This is a genomic window from Streptomyces sp. NPDC014764 (assembly GCF_043082785.1).
Taxonomy (GTDB): Bacteria; Actinomycetota; Actinomycetes; order Streptomycetales; family Streptomycetaceae; genus Streptomyces; species Streptomyces althioticus.
Genome location: NZ_JBIBXY010000001.1, coordinates 335,014 through 349,304, shown reverse-complemented (window position 1 = coordinate 349,304; position 14,291 = coordinate 335,014). Strand labels below are relative to the sequence as shown.

Genomic DNA, 14,291 nt, shown 5'->3' with positions numbered 1-14,291 from the left:
CGCCGCACAGGGGTGTTCAGGGGTGCCGGGACCTCAGACCGAGCAGAATCCGGCCGCGTCCTGCCAGAAGCGGAACAGGTCGAAGCCGCAGTACGTGTCGATCTCCTCGATGCCCAGCGCACCCAGCACCCCGTCGACCATGTCGAAGAAGACGCCGTTCACGGACGGCACCCACAGCAACGCGAACACGAACAGCAGCCCGAACGGGGCGAACGGTTCGACCTGGCGGCGGACGCCGTGGGAGAGCCACGGCTCGATCACGCCGTAGCCGTCCAGCCCCGGCACCGGCAGGAAGTTCAGGATCGCCGCAGTGACCTGCAGCAGCGCGAGGAACGCCAGCGCGAACCGGAAGGCGGGCGGCACGCCGTCCAGCGCGCCCAGCCAGAACGGCGCCGTGCACACCACCGCGAACAGCACGTTCGTCAGCGGCCCCGCCGCCGAGATCAGGCTGTGCCGCCACCGCCCCCGGATCCGGCCCCGGTCGATGAACACCGCACCGCCCGGCAGACCGATCCCGCCCATGATCACGAACAGCACGGGCAGCACGATGCTGAGCAGCGCGTGCGTGTACTTCATCGGGTTCAGCGTGAGATAGCCCTTCGCGCCGACCGAGATGTCCCCGCCGTGCAGGGCGGTGCGCGCGTGCGCGTACTCGTGCAGGCACAGGGAGACGATCCACGCGGACGTCACGAAGAGGAACACCGCGAGCCCCGGCACGGCCGCGAACCCCGTCCAGGTGGCCCAGCCGGTGACCGCCGACACGGCCAGGATGCCCAGGAAGACGGGACTGACCCGTCGGTCGCCGGGACGGGTGGCGGCGGTGGTCATGTGACTCCCAGTACTGAGGAACGCGCGCGGGCCTGCCCGACCGTACCCGCACCCGGCACGCCCGGAAAACGCTTCGCGCGGCCGCCCGGTTCCGTGCAAGGTGAGGTGGCCCTGACCCCGGCCGCGCGTCCCGCGGTCCGGCACCGGAGAGAATGGACCCGTGCGCTACCGCATCCTCGGCACCACCCAGGCAGTCCGCCCCGACGGCACCCTCGTCCCCGTGGGCGGCGCACGGCTGCGCGCCCTGCTGACCGTGCTGGCCCTGCGGGCCGGCCGCACGATGCCGGTCGGCCTGCTGGTCGAGGAGGTCTGGGACGGTGACCCGCCCGCCGACGCCACCGGCGCGGTGCAGGCGCTGGTGGGCCGGCTGCGCCGGGCGCTGGGCGCCGACGCGGTCGCCTCCGACGACGGCGGCTACCGCCTCGCCGCCGCGCCCGACGACGTCGACCTGCACCGCTTCGAGCGGCTGGCCGGTGAGGGCCTGCGCGCCCTGGCCGACGGCGACCCCGCCAAGGCGGCCACCGTGCTCGACGACGCCCTCGCCCTGTGGCGCGGCGGCCCGGCGCTGCCCGGTCTGCCCGACCGCACCGCCGAGGCCGCCCGTGTGGAGACCCGCCACCTGGACGTGCAGCGCGCCCGCCACACCGCGGCCCTGGCCCTCGGCGAGGCCGAGCGGTCGCTCCCCGAGCTGACCGCCCTGTGCGACAGCCACCCCCTGGACGAGCCGCTCCAGGCGCTGCGGCTGCGCGCCCTGCGCGACACCGGCCGTACCGCCGAGGCGCTCGCCGCCTACGAGGAGGTGCGTCGGCTGCTCGCCGACCGCCTCGGCTCCGATCCCGGCGCGGAACTGCGCGCACTGCACGCCGAGCTGCTCAGGCCCGAGACGCCGGAACCGCCCGCGCGCCCGGGCGGCGGCACGCCCGGCAACCTGCGCGCCCGGCTGACCTCGTTCGTCGGCCGCGAGGCGGACATCGAGGCGATCCGCGCCGACCTGTCGGCGGCCCGCCTGGTGACGCTGCTCGGCCCGGGCGGGGCGGGCAAGACCCGTCTGTCGCAGGAGGCCGCCGAGACCGTACGGGCCGCCCATCCGGACGGCGTGTGGCTCGCCGAACTCGCCCCCGTGGACGCCCCCGACGCCGTGCCGGAGGCGGTCCTCACCGCCGTCGGCGCCCGCCAGACCGTGCTGTACGGCGCGGGCGCGGAGGGCATGCGGGCCGTCACCGACCGGCACAGCGACCCCGTGGACCGGCTCACCGAGCACTGCGGGCCGCGCCGCATGCTGCTGATCCTCGACAACTGCGAGCACGTCGTCGAGGCCGCCGCCCGCCTGGTGGAGACCCTCCTCGAACGCTGCCCCCGCCTGACCGTCCTCGCCACCAGCCGCGAGCCCCTCGGTGTGCGCGGCGAGTCGCTGCGCCCCGTGGAACCGCTCCCGGAACCGGTCGCGCTGCGCCTGCTCGCCGAGCGCGGGGCCGCCGCCCGCCCCGGCTTCCGCACCGACGACGACCCGGAGGCGTGCGCCGAGATCTGCCGCCGCCTCGACGGTCTGCCCCTCGCCATCGAACTCGCCGCCGCCCGGCTGCGGATGCTCACCCCGCGCCAGATCGCCGACCGGCTCGACGACCGCTTCCGCCTCCTCACCTCCGGCAGCCGCACCGTCCTGCCCCGCCAGCAGACCCTGCGGGCCGTGGTCGACTGGTCCTGGGAGCTGCTCGACGCCGGCGAACGCGACGTCCTGTGCCGCCTGTCCGTCTTCGCCGGCGGCTGCGACCTCACCGCCGCCGAGGTCGTGTGCGGCCCCGCCGCCCTGGACGCGCTGGGCTCCCTCGTCGACAAGTCGCTGGTGGTGGCCGCCCCGTCGGACGACGGCGCCATGCGCTACCGCCTGCTGGAGACCGTCGCCGAGTACGCCGGCGAGCGCCTCGACGAGGCCGGCGACCGCGCCGGCGCCGAACGCGCCCACCTGACGTACTACCGCGAACTCGCCCGCACCACCGAGCCGTTGCTGCGCGGCTCGCGACAGGTCGAGGCCGTCGCCCGGCTGGAGCGCGAGTACGAGAACGTGCGCACCGCGCTGCGGCACGCAGTCGCCCTGCGCGACGAGCAGGAGGCGCTCTGCATCGTCCTGTCCCTGGTCTGGTACTGGCAGATGCGCGACCTGCGTCTCGAGGCCCGCAACTGGTGCCGGGAGGTCATGGCGCTCGCCCCCGACCCGTTCACCGAACCGGTGCGGCCGGCCGCACCGCTGTGGCAGAACCCCATCGACCGGCCGCCGCCGATGACGGGCGAGGTCCTCGCCGAGGCCCGCCGCGGGGCGCACATCGCCCACCTCGCCCAGATGGACACCGAGCTGGACGACTGGCAGACCCCGCAGGCCCAGCACCGGCTGCGGATCATCTCCGCCACGTACGAGCCGGGGCTGCCGCAGGTCTGCCGCACGCCGGGCCTGCTGTGGATGTTCGCCGTGATGCTCACCGGCGACATGGAGCGGCTGCGCGAGGTGGTGGACGCGGCGATCCGCACCTGCCGGGAGAACCCCGGCTTCGAGTGGGAGCTGGCCTGCAACCTCCAGCTGCGCGCCAACTTCCTCGCCAACCGCAGCGACTGGGCCGGCGACGCCCGCCGCGACGCCGACGAGGCCCTGGAGATCCACCGGCGGCTCGGCGACACCTGGGGCATCGCCGAGGCGCTGTCCGCGCGCGGCGAGGCCCGCGAGCGCGCGGGCGCCCACCGCGAGGCCGCTGCCGACTACGAGGCGGCCGTCGAGCACGCCGAACGCCTCGGCGCCCGCTCCCACACGGCCGTGCTCACCGCGCGGCTCGGCAACGCGCTGATCGAGGCGGGCGACACCGAGCGGGGCGAGCGGCTGCTGCGCGAGGTCATCGACAGCACCCGCGGCCGGCACATCGAGGCGCTGCCCGCCGCCCGGCTGTTCCTCATCGGCTGGCTGTGCGTGAGCGGACGCACGGCGGGGGCGCGTGAGCAGCTGCGGGCGCTGCGCGAGGAGTTCCGCCTGGCCCACTACGTGGTCTTCGACGCGTTCATCCTCGGCGCAGAGGCCTACATCGAGGTGGCCGAGGGGAACGACGAGCGGGCGCTCGGCATCGTCCGGGAGGCGATGCGGCAGGCGAACGACCCGCTGGTCGCCGCCATGGCCCCGCACCTGCGCGCCTCGCACGTCGTGCTGGCCGCCGCGGCAATCGCCGGGCTGGACGGCGGACGGCACGCCCGGGACGCGGCCCGCTGCCTGGGCGCCGCCGACTCCTGGCTGCCCCGGGGACACCGCGCGGACCTGCTGGAGCGCACGGCCCGCGCCCTCGCCGAGGACCGGATCCGCCAGGCGCTGGACGAGGCCGCCTACGGGGCCGCGTACGCCGAGGGCGACGGCCTCTCCCCGGGGGAGGCCGTCGCCCTGCTCGACCTGGAGTGATCAGGTCTTCGTACGGAACTTGTGGATGGCGACCGGCGCCATCACCGCCGTGATCCCCACCGACCAGGCCAGCGTCATCCACAGGTCGTGGGCGACCGGCCCGCCCACCATCAGTCCGCGCGCGGAGTCGGCCAGCGCGGACAGCGGGTTGTACTCGGTGAAGTTCTGCAGCCAGCCCGGCATCGACTGCGTAGGCGCGAAGATCGACGAGCCGAACTGCAGCGGCATCAGCACCAGGAAGCCCATGGCCTGCACCGACTGGGCGTTCTTCATCACCACACCCAGCGTGAGGAAGATCCACATCAGCGCCGAGCCGAACACGGTGGACAGGCCCACGGCGGCGAACAGACCGGGCCAGTTGGTGATGTCGAACCCGACGAGCACCCCGACGACCATCAGGATCGAGGTGGCGATCAGCATCCGCACCAGCTCGACGGAGATCTTCGCGAACAGCACCGAGCCGCGCCCGATGGGCAGCGACCGGAAGCGGTCCATGACCCCGGTGTTGAAGTCCTGGTTGAACCCGGTGCCCACCCCCTGGGCCATGTTCATGCCCATCATGGCCATCAGACCGGGCACGATGTACTGCACGTACGCCTCCTGCCCGCCGCCCAGCGACTGCCCGATCGAGCCGCCGAAGACGTACACGAACAGCAGGGTGAAGACGACCGGGAAGAGCACGGCGTCGAACATCGACTCCGGGTCCTGCCGGATCCACAGCAGGTTGCGGCGGACCAGCGCACCCGTGTGGCGCAGATGGGCCCGCGGTGAGATCCGCGCGTCCGGGCGGACGCCGGCGGCGGGAGCAGCGGTGACGGCGCTCATACGGCGACGACCTCCTCGGGCGTGTCGGCGGGCAGGGAGTCCTGCGGGACACCGGCGCGGTGGCCGGTGAGCGACAGGAACACCTCGTCCAGGCTGGGCAGTTCGGTGGTGACGGAGTTCAGCGTGACGCCGCGCGCGGTGACCGCGCCGACCACTGCGGTCAGCTGCTCGTCGCTCAGCACGGGGACCAGCACCGCGCCCCGCTCGGCGTCCACGGTGGTGCCGGCCAGCCCGGTGATCCCCAGCCCGTCGAGGGCGGCGGCGAGCGGGCGCAGCTGGAGCGGGTCGGCCGGGCGGATCCGCAGCGTACGGCCGCCCACCCGTGCCTTCAGCTCCTCGATGCCTCCGCTCGCGATGACCTTGCCGCGGTCCACCACGGTCAGCTCGGAGGCGAGCTGCTCGGCCTCCTCCATGTACTGGGTGGTCAGCAGCACCGTCACCCCGTCGCCGACCAGCCGCTTGACCTCGGCCCACACCTCGTTGCGGGTGCGCGGGTCCAGGCCGGTGGTCGGCTCGTCCAGGTACAGCACGGCCGGGCGGCCGATCATCGAGGCGGCCAGGTCGAGCCGGCGGCGCATACCGCCGGAGTAGGTGCCCGCCGGGCGCCGGGCGGCCTCGGTGAGCGAGAACCGCTCCAGCAGCTCGTCGGCGCGGCGCCGCGCCTCCTTGCGCGGCAGGTCCAGCAGCCGCCCGATCAGGTACAGGTTCTCCCAGCCGGACAGCTTCTCGTCCACGGAGGCGTACTGCCCGGTCAGCCCGATCACCCGGCGCAGCTGCCGGGGCTGGCGGACCACGTCGTACCCGGCGACGGTGGCGTGCCCGGCGGTCGGGGCGAGCAGCGTGGACAGGATGCGCACCAGCGTGGTCTTGCCGGCCCCGTTCGGGCCGAGCACCCCCATCACGGTCCCCTCGGCCACGTCCAGATCGACCCCGTCGAGAGCCTTGGTCTCCCCGTAGTGCTTGACCAGCCCCCGGACGGTCACGGCGCTCCCCGCGCCCCCCGTTCGTTCGTCGTATCGCGTCATGTCCCCGACGGTCTCAGCGCCCGCCGACAAAGCCCCGACAGACCGCCGACACCCCGCCGGCAGGCGTCCGCGAACGCGTCGGCGGGGTGCCGGCGGGGTGTCCGGGAAAGGCGACGGCCCGCCGACGGGGGAAGATCGGCGGGCCGTCGCGGGTGGTGCGACAGTGGCTCACAGGGGTGGACGCGGTGGCTCACCCCGCCCGGGTGCGGGTCAGTGCACGGAGTGCTCCTCCTGCGGGAAGGACCCGGCGACGACGTCCTCGGCGAACGCCTTCGCCGCCCCGGTCATCACGTCCCGCAGGTTCGCGTACTGCTTGACGAACTTCGGCACCCGCCCGCCCGTCAGACCGAGCATGTCGGTCCACACAAGCACCTGGGCGTCGGTCTCCGGGCCCGCGCCGATCCCGACGGTCGGGATGTGCAGCGTCCGGGTGACCTCGGCGGCCAGCTCGGCCGGCACCAGCTCCAGCACGACCGCGAACGCGCCCGCGTCCTGCACGGCCTTCGCGTCCCGCAGCAGCTGCTGGGCGGCCTCCTCGCCGCGGCCCTGCACCCGGTAGCCCATGGCGTTCACCGACTGCGGGGTCAGCCCGATGTGGGCCATCACGGGGATGCCGGACTCCACCAGGAGCTCGATCTGCCGGTGCGAGCGCTCCCCGCCCTCCAGCTTCACGGCGCCGACGCCGGCCTCCTTCACCAGCCGGGTCGCCGAGCGCAGCGCCTGCACCGGGCCCTCCTGGTAGGAGCCGAACGGCAGGTCGCCGACGATCAGGGCGCGCGAGGTGCCCCGGACGACGGAGGCGGCCAGCATGGTCATCTCGTCGAGGGTGACGGGCACGGTGGTGTCGTACCCCAGGTGGCAGTTGCCGGCGGAGTCGCCGACCAGCATCACCGGGATGCCGGCCTCGTCGAACACGGATGCGGTCATCGCGTCGTACGCGGTGAGCATGGGCCACTTCTCGCCGCGTTCCTTGGCGAGGGCGATGTCCCGGACAGTGATGCGGCGCGTGCCCTTGCCCCCGTACAGCGTCTTGCCGCCGGAGGAGGAACCGGGCGTCCCGGTCTGGGCAGCCGAAAGCTGCGTCATGGATCCGTCTCCCAACACGTCATCTCGAGGCGCCCTGACGGCGTCCCCGGACCACGTCCATGGTGGCACCTCCGCCGGGCGAGGGCCAGAGGCCCCCCTGTGACCTCCGCCCCGCCGTGGCGCGCTGCTCCGGACGGCGCAACGCGGTGCAATGCCGGGGCATGTTTACGGCAAAGCCTTTCCGATACGAGACGGTTCCGTATCGGAAATCCCTAGGCTGGTCCGCATGACTTCTCCCGCCGCCCCCGGCCGCCGGGTCCCGGAGGCCGTCCACCGCCGCCGCTGGGCGATCCTCGGCGTGCTGATGCTGAGCCTGCTGATCGTCGTCCTGGACAACTCGATCCTGAACGTCGCCATCAAGACGATCTCCACGCCCGCCCCCACCGGTCTCGGCGCCACGCAGGGCGAGCTGGAATGGGCGATCAACTCCTACACCCTCGTCTTCGCGGGCCTGCTGTTCAGCGCAGGGCTCCTCGGCGACCGGCTGGGCCGCAAGAAGGTGCTGGTCGGCGGGCTGGCGCTGTTCGGCATCGGGTCGGCGCTCGCCGCGTTCTCCGGCACCCCGGCCGAGCTGATCGGCTTCCGCGCGGTGATGGGCCTGGGCGCCGCGTTCGTCATGCCGGCCACCCTGGCGGTGCTGATGAACGTCTTCGAGCGGGACGAGCAGCCCAAGGCCATCGGCATCTGGGCGGGCGGCGTGGGCCTCGCCATCGCCATCGGCCCGATCACCGGCGGACTGCTGCTGGAGCACTTCTGGTGGGGCTCGGTCTTCCTGGTCAACGTGCCCATCGTGGTCCTCGGCATCGGCCTGATGCTGTGGCTGGTGCCCGACTCCCGCGACCCGGCCCCCGGCCGGATCGACCCGCTGGGCGTGGTGCTGTCCGTGACGGGCCTGGTCCTGCTGGTCTACGGCATCATCAAGGGCGGCCAGCTCGCCGACTTCGGTGACCCCGTGGTGCTGGGTCCCGTCGTCGCGGGCCTCGCCGTCCTCACCGCCTTCGTGATCGCCGAGAAGCGCAGCGACCACCCGTCCATCGACATGGACCTCTTCCGCAACAAGGTGTTCTCCGCCGCGATCGCCGCCATCGCCCTGGTCTTCTTCGCCCTGATGGGCGTGACCTTCTTCGCCGTCTTCTACACCCAGAGCGTGCGCGGCTACACGCCGCTGGAGACCGGTCTGCTGATGCTGCCGCTGGCCGCCGCCCAGATGGTGTTCGCGCCGCGCGCCCGGCTGCTGGTGGACCGCTTCGGCAACAGGGCCACCACCACCGCGGGACTGCTGCTCCTCGCCGGGATGCTGGCCGCGTTCGCCGGCCTCGACGCGCACACCCCCATCTGGCTGCTCGAAGTGATCTTCTTCCTGATGGGCACGGGCATGGCGCACGTGATGACCCCGGTCAGCGTGGTCATCATGCAGGCGCTGCCGCGCGAGAAGGCCGGCTCCGCCTCCGCGCTCAGCAACACCTTCCGGCAGGTCGGCGGCGCCCTCGGCATCGCCGTCCTCGGCTCGGTGCTGTCCACCGCCTACCGCGGCTCGGTCCGCGACGAGCTGGGCGTGCTGCCGCCCGGCGCCCGGCACGCGGCCGGCGAGTCCATCGAGGCCACCCTGGCCGTCGCCGAGCGGATCGGCCCGCGCGCCGACGCCCTGGCCGCCGCGGCCCACGACGCCTTCCTGCACGCCATGCACGTCACGGCGCTGTGGGGCGCCGGGGTGGCCGTGCTCGGCGCGGTCGTCGTCGCCGTGTTCCTGCCCGGGCGCACGCCGGGCCCCGGCGGCGCGGAGGCGGAGGAGGAGAAGCTGGTGTCCGCCGCGGAGTCCGCCGACGGCTGAACCCGGGCGGCGCCCCCGCGCCCACCGGGGAGAATCGTCGTCCCCGCCCATCGAAAGGACCGACGACGTGAGCCTGGCCGGCACCGGCCCCCGACGGGACCGCCCCGCCCGGGGACGCCCCCGCAGCGAGGCGGTCGAACGCGCCATCGTCGAGGGGGTGATGAAGCTCCTGGAGGACGGCGTCCCGCTCGCGGAACTGTCCATCGAGCGCATCGCCCGCACCGCGGGCGTCGGCAAGGCCGCCATCTACCGGCGCTGGTCCGGCAAGGAGCAGCTCTTCGTCGACGTCATGCGCGCCGCCGAGCCCCCCGACCCGGAGCTGCCCGGCACCTCCATGCGCGACGACCTCGTGGTCCTGCTGGAGTCGCTGCGGCTGCGCGGCCTGGCCGGCCGCACCTCCGCGATCCTGCACAACGTCCGCGCCCAGATGAAGTCCAGCCCTCTCCTGTGGGCCGCCTACCACGACACCGTCATCCAGCCGCGCCGCCGGGTCGGCCTGGAGGTGCTGCGCAGGGGGCGCGACAACGGCGAACTGCGCGCCGACGTCGACCTGGAACTCCTCAACGACATGGTGGTCGGCCCCGTCCTGGTGCGTACCGTGCTGCGGCCCGACGCGGAGCTGCCCGCCGACCTCGCCGAGCGCGTCGTCGACACCCTGCTCCAGGGACTGCGCCCGTCATGACGGGCCGGGATGTGCGGGTTTCGTCACAGACGCCACCCAGGTCACGCGCGTCAGGAACTGCTCGCGCGGCCCCGCACGTCCTCGCTCCCGTACGGCCGCCCGGGCGGCGGCGGGAAAGGAACCGAACATCCCCTAGTGTCTTACGGACAACGGGGGCGACGGTGTGCACGGCAGTTTGTGAGGCAACGGTATGGCGCAGCAGGCGTACATGACGGAGACGGACGACGGGCGCCAGGGCCCCCGGACCCCGGCCTCCCGGTTGCGGCGCCTGGTCCACCGTTTCGGCGCCCTGCGCGGGGACCGCGGCATCTGGCGCCGGGGCTGGGTGGTGGCCGTCTGCGCGCTGCTGCTGGCGTTGCTGATGCTGGCCCACGCGCACGTCCCGAACGCCGTCGGCAACCTGGGCAGCCTGCTGGAGACGTTCCTGCCGTGGCTGGGCCTGTTCGTGCCGGTGCTGCTGGTCCTCGCGCTCGTCCGCCGCTCGGCGACGGCGCTGATCGCGACCGTCCTCCCGGTGGTCGTGTGGCTCAACCTGTTCGGCGGTCTGCTCAGCGACAAGAACACCCCCGGCGGCGACCTGACGGTGGCCACGCACAACGTCAACGCCGAGAACCCGGACCCGTCCGGCACCGCGCGTGAGGTGGCCGCCGCGGGCGCGGACGTGCTGGCGCTGGAGGAGCTGAAGGCCTCCGAGGTGCCCGCCTACCGGGCGGCGCTGTCGGAGACGTACGACTACCACGCGGTGGTCGGCACGGTCGGACTGTGGTCCAAGTACCCGCTCAGCGACGTGAGGTCGGTGGACATCCGGCTGGGCTGGCAGCGGGCGATGCGCGCCACGGTGGACGCGCCGGCCGGCCGGGTCGCGGTGTACGTCGCGCACCTGCCGTCGGTGCGGGTGAAGCTGGAGGCCGGGTTCACGGCCCGTCAGCGCGACAAGAGCGCCGACGCGCTGGGCGAGGCCATCGCGGACGAGCCGCTGGACAACGTGGTGCTGCTCGGCGACCTGAACGGCACGATGAACGACCGCTCCCTGAAGGCGGTCACCTCCCAGCTGCGCTCCACGCAGGGCGCGGTGGGCAGCGGCTTCGGCTTCAGCTGGCCGGCGTCGTTCCCGATGGCGCGGATCGACCAGATCCTGGTGAGGGGCGCCGAGCCGGAGAGCTCCTGGACGCTCCCGCCGACGGCGAGCGACCATCTGCCGATAGCGGCACGGCTGAAGGTCACCGACACCGCGAAGTGAGCCCGGGGGCAGGCCCGGACACGCGACGGCGGGCGGGGCGCGGAACACCGCACCCCGCCCGCCGTCGGCGTACCGGACCTCACACCTCGGGCGGCAGACCCTCGCGCCAGCCGTTGGTGATGGGCAGCCGGCGGTCCTTGCCGAAGCCCTTCGGGGAGATCTTGGTGCCCGGCGGGTACTGGCGCCGCTTGTACTCCGCCCGGTCCACCATCCGCAGCGTCTTCTCGACCAGTTCGCGGTCGTACCCGGCCTCGACGATCTGGTCGGCGCCCTTGTCCTGGTCCACGTACAGCGCGAGGATCGCGTCCAGCACCGGGTAGTCCGGCAGCGAGTCCGTGTCCACCTGGCCCGGACGCAGCTCCGCGCTCGGCGGCTTGGAGATCGAGTTCTCCGGGATCGGCGGCGTCGCGCCCCGCTCCTCGGCCGCGCGGTTGCGCCACCGGGCCAGCCGGAACACCAGCGTCTTGTACACGTCCTTGATGGGCCCGTACGCGCCGACCGAGTCGCCGTACAGCGTCGAGTAACCCACCGCCAGCTCGGACTTGTTGCCCGGGGCCAGGACGATGTGCCCCTCCTGGTTGGAGATGGCCATCAGCATCGTGCCGCGCAGCCGCGACTGGAGGTTCTCCTCCGCCAGGCCGGTCAGCTCCAACGACCCCATGTACGCGTCGAACATCGGCTCGATCGCGACGGTGCGGTAGTTCAGCCCGGTGCGCCGCGCCAGCTCCGCCGCGTCGCTCCTCGAGTGGTCGGAGGAGTACTTCGACGGCATGGAGACGCCGTACACGTTCTCCGGGCCGACCGCGTCGCAGGCGATCGCGGCGACCAGCGCCGAGTCGATGCCGCCGGACAGCCCGATCAGCACCGAACGGAACCCGTTCTTCTGCACGTACGCCCGCAGGCCCACGACCAGCGCGGAGTACACCTCCGCGTCGTCGTCGAGGCGTTCCGCGTAACCGCCGGTGTGCTCCGGCTCGTACGCGGGGACCGGGTCCTCGGACAGCACGACCCGCTCGATGCGCAGCCCGTCGTCCACCACGCCCTCCGGCGCGTCGGCCGCCGCGGCCGGCAGGTCGAGGTCGACCAGCAGGCACGTCTCGGAGAACTGCGGGGCGCGGGCGACGACCTCGCCGTCCGCGCCGACGACGATCGAGTCGCCGTCGAAGACCAGGTCGTCCTGCCCGCCCATCATGGCCAGGTACGCGGTGGTGCAGCCGGCCTCCTGCGCCCGCTTGCGCACCAGCTCGAGACGCGTGTCGTCCTTGTCCCGCTCGTACGGCGAGGCGTTCACCGACAACAGCAGCCCGGCCCGCGCCGAACGCGCCGCCGGCACCCGGCCGCCGTCCTGCCACAGGTCCTCGCAGATGGCCAGGGCGACGTCCACGCCGTGCACCCGCACCACCGGCAGGGTGTCGCCGGGCACGAAGTAGCGGAACTCGTCGAAGACGCCGTAGTTCGGCAGGTGGTGCTTGGCGAAGGTCAGCACCACCTCGCCCCCGTGCAGCACGGCCGCCGCGTTGCGCGGGGCGCCCGCGGGCTGGCCGTACTTCGGCTGGGCGGCGGCGCTGCGGTCCAGGTAGCCGACGACCACCGGCACGTCGCCGAGGCCCTCGTCGGCGAGGCGCGCGGCGAGGGCGCGCAGGGACGCCCGGGAGGCCTCCACGAAGGACGAGCGCAGGGCGAGGTCCTCGACGGGATACCCGGTCAGAGCCATCTCCGGGAACGCCACGAGATGCGCCCCCTGCCCGGCGGACTCCCTGGTCCGGCGGACAATCGTTTCCGCGTTGCCGGCGAGATCGCCGACGGTCGAGTCGATCTGATTCAGGGCGAGTCGTAGTTGAGGCACGCGGCCAGTGTAATCGTCAGAGCGACGCGATGGGGGGCGGCGGGACCGCGGATCCTCGGGCGGCCAGGGGGCGGTGCCCGGCCGTCACGGCCGCGCGGCCGCTCCCCGCGCCCTCAGCATCCCCGCCATCAGCCGGATCTCCGACTCCTGGCCCTCGACCATCCCGCTCGCGAGCCGCTTGCCGGTGTCCACCTCGCAGGCGCGCACACAGCCCTCCGCCATGTGCACACCGCCCCGGTGATGCTTCGTCATCAACTGGAGGTAGAAGACCTCCGCCTGTCTGCCGTTCAGCCGGCCGAGCCGCTCCATCTCCGCGTCCGTCGCCATGCCCGGCATCAGCGCCCCGTCCTCGCCGGCCGCCGAGTCGCCCATCCCCATCCAGGTCATGGGCGGGTCGGCGGACACCTTCGGCAGCTCCCACAGGTCGAGCCAGCCCAGCAGCATGCCCCGCTGGTTGGCCTGCGTCTGGGCGATGTCGTAGGCGAGCCGCCGCACCTCCTCGTCGTCGGTGCGGTCGCGCACGACGTACGACATCTCCACGGCCTGCTGATGGTGGACCGCCATGTCCCGGGCGAACCCGGCGTCGGCCGAGTCCGCCGCCGGAACGGGCGTCGTACGACCCCCGTCGCCGGAGGCGGAGGCCACCGCCCACCCGGCCGCCGCGCCGACGACGAGCACCGCCGCCACCGCCCCGGCGGCCAGGGCGGGCCGCCTCACTTCGACAGCCCACCCGTGCAGGCCGCACCCGGCTCGGGCGTCTGCTGCCCCTGCACGAACTTCTCCAGGAACGCGTCCACGGCCGGGTCGGCGGCGCCGGTCACCGTGCGCTGGTGCCCCCACGCGGTCAGCACGAGCGGGTCCTTCTGCCCGTCGACCGGGCTCATCAGCGTGTACGGCGTCTTCTTCACCTTCGCCGCCAGCGCCTCCACCTCGGTCTTCGGGGCGTCGCCGTTGTACGTCACCCACACCGCGCCGTGCTCCAGCGAGTGGACCGCGTTGGTCGTGTTGATCTCGTCCTCGTAGACGTCCCCGTTGCAGTTCATCCACACGGGGTTGTGGTCGCCGCCCACGGGAGGCGTCACCGGGTAGTCGACGGACTTGGTGACGTGCTCGCGGCCCAGCTCGCCCTTCCAGGCCCGCACCCCGTCCGCGTCCGTGACGAACTTGCCCGCGCTCTTCGCGTCGTCCGCCGCGCTGCTGCCGCCGCCGTCCGACTGCGAACGGACCAGCACCACGCCGCCGGCGACCAGGCCCGCGACGACCACCACGGAGGCGGCGACGACGAGGATCCGGTTGCGGCGCTCGCGGGCCTGCTCGGCGCGCCGCATCTCCTCTATCCGTGCCGTGCGTGCCGCGCTGCTCTTCTTGGCGGAGCCCATGGAGGTGTCCTTCGGGTCGGAGGAGGTGGGGCCGGAGTGGTGATCGGGTCAGCTGATCGTAATGGGGGAGCCGGGCGAGTCGTAGAGGGCGGCGGCGACCGGACGGGCCCCGGCGGATC

At 73.4% G+C, this 14,291-nt stretch carries 11 protein-coding genes; 4 read left to right on the top strand and 7 right to left on the bottom strand.

Annotated elements, in window-relative coordinates; translation table 11 throughout:
- Positions 1-33: 33 nt before the first annotated feature.
- Complete coding sequence (locus ACF1AG_RS01550; RefSeq protein WP_359604296.1) at positions 34-828, bottom strand: site-2 protease family protein; 795 nt, start codon at positions 826-828, stop codon at positions 34-36.
- Positions 829-988: 160 nt separating this feature from the next.
- On the opposite strand from ACF1AG_RS01550, the gene ACF1AG_RS01545 reads away from it, so the two are divergent.
- Complete coding sequence (locus ACF1AG_RS01545; RefSeq protein ID WP_359604294.1) at positions 989-4,258, top strand: BTAD domain-containing putative transcriptional regulator; 3,270 nt, start codon at positions 989-991, stop codon at positions 4,256-4,258.
- Here the strand turns inward: ACF1AG_RS01545 and ACF1AG_RS01540 are convergent, their stop codons facing one another.
- The 3 genes from ACF1AG_RS01540 to panB all read right to left on the bottom strand — a co-directional run bounded on the left by ACF1AG_RS01540 (position 4,259) and on the right by panB (position 7,194).
- On the bottom strand, positions 4,259-5,083 hold the full coding sequence (locus ACF1AG_RS01540) for an ABC transporter permease (RefSeq protein ID WP_359604293.1): 825 nt from the start codon (positions 5,081-5,083) through the stop codon (positions 4,259-4,261).
- Positions 5,080-6,108, bottom strand: coding sequence for an ATP-binding cassette domain-containing protein (locus ACF1AG_RS01535; RefSeq protein ID WP_359604291.1), 1,029 nt, complete (start codon positions 6,106-6,108; stop codon positions 5,080-5,082). The genes ACF1AG_RS01540 and ACF1AG_RS01535 overlap by 4 nt, the downstream gene beginning before the upstream one ends.
- A gap of 210 nt (positions 6,109-6,318) precedes the next feature.
- Entirely contained in the window at positions 6,319-7,194 is an 876-nt protein-coding gene (panB, locus tag ACF1AG_RS01530) for a 3-methyl-2-oxobutanoate hydroxymethyltransferase (protein WP_359604289.1), read from the bottom strand.
- 226 nt (positions 7,195-7,420) lie between these two features.
- Here panB and ACF1AG_RS01525 point away from each other — a divergent pair, with 226 nt between their 5' ends.
- The 3 genes from ACF1AG_RS01525 (at position 7,421) to ACF1AG_RS01515 (ending at position 10,947) form a co-directional block, all read left to right on the top strand.
- Positions 7,421-9,025, top strand: a complete 1,605-nt coding sequence (locus tag ACF1AG_RS01525) for an MFS transporter (RefSeq protein WP_359604287.1) — start codon at positions 7,421-7,423, stop codon at positions 9,023-9,025.
- 67 nt (positions 9,026-9,092) lie between these two features.
- The gene (locus tag ACF1AG_RS01520; RefSeq protein ID WP_359604285.1) at positions 9,093-9,707 is read left to right on the top strand and encodes a TetR/AcrR family transcriptional regulator; all 615 of its coding nucleotides are present in this window, start codon (positions 9,093-9,095) and stop codon (positions 9,705-9,707) included.
- Positions 9,708-9,897: 190 nt separating this feature from the next.
- Positions 9,898-10,947 carry an endonuclease/exonuclease/phosphatase family protein gene (locus ACF1AG_RS01515; protein ID WP_359604283.1) on the top strand — a complete coding sequence of 350 codons (1,050 nt, stop codon included), beginning with the start codon at positions 9,898-9,900 and terminating at the stop codon, positions 10,945-10,947.
- 79 nt (positions 10,948-11,026) lie between these two features.
- On the opposite strand, the gene ACF1AG_RS01510 is transcribed toward ACF1AG_RS01515, so the two are convergent.
- From ACF1AG_RS01510 to ACF1AG_RS01500, 3 genes are all read right to left on the bottom strand, one after another.
- Positions 11,027-12,793: an NAD+ synthase gene (locus tag ACF1AG_RS01510; RefSeq protein WP_359604281.1), complete on the bottom strand. Its 1,767-nt coding sequence runs from the start codon at positions 12,791-12,793 to the stop codon at positions 11,027-11,029.
- A gap of 84 nt (positions 12,794-12,877) precedes the next feature.
- Positions 12,878-13,510 (bottom strand): DUF305 domain-containing protein, encoded by a 633-nt coding sequence (locus ACF1AG_RS01505; protein ID WP_359604280.1) that lies wholly within the window; start codon positions 13,508-13,510, stop codon positions 12,878-12,880.
- Positions 13,507-14,172 (bottom strand): DUF3105 domain-containing protein, encoded by a 666-nt coding sequence (locus ACF1AG_RS01500; RefSeq protein ID WP_359604278.1) that lies wholly within the window; start codon positions 14,170-14,172, stop codon positions 13,507-13,509. The genes ACF1AG_RS01505 and ACF1AG_RS01500 overlap by 4 nt, the downstream gene beginning before the upstream one ends.
- Positions 14,173-14,291 lie beyond the last annotated feature (119 nt).

Coding starts and splice junctions, on each gene's coding strand:
- ACF1AG_RS01550 (WP_359604296.1), bottom strand. CDS start 828: ATGACCACCGCCGCCACCCGTCCCGGCGACCGACGGGTCAGTCCCGTC.
- ACF1AG_RS01540 (WP_359604293.1), bottom strand. CDS start 5,083: ATGAGCGCCGTCACCGCTGCTCCCGCCGCCGGCGTCCGCCCGGACGCG.
- ACF1AG_RS01535 (WP_359604291.1), bottom strand. CDS start 6,108: ATGACGCGATACGACGAACGAACGGGGGGCGCGGGGAGCGCCGTGACC.
- panB (WP_359604289.1), bottom strand. CDS start 7,194: ATGACGCAGCTTTCGGCTGCCCAGACCGGGACGCCCGGTTCCTCCTCC.
- ACF1AG_RS01525 (WP_359604287.1), top strand. CDS start 7,421: ATGACTTCTCCCGCCGCCCCCGGCCGCCGGGTCCCGGAGGCCGTCCAC.
- ACF1AG_RS01515 (WP_359604283.1), top strand. CDS start 9,898: ATGGCGCAGCAGGCGTACATGACGGAGACGGACGACGGGCGCCAGGGC.
- ACF1AG_RS01500 (WP_359604278.1), bottom strand. CDS start 14,172: ATGGGCTCCGCCAAGAAGAGCAGCGCGGCACGCACGGCACGGATAGAG.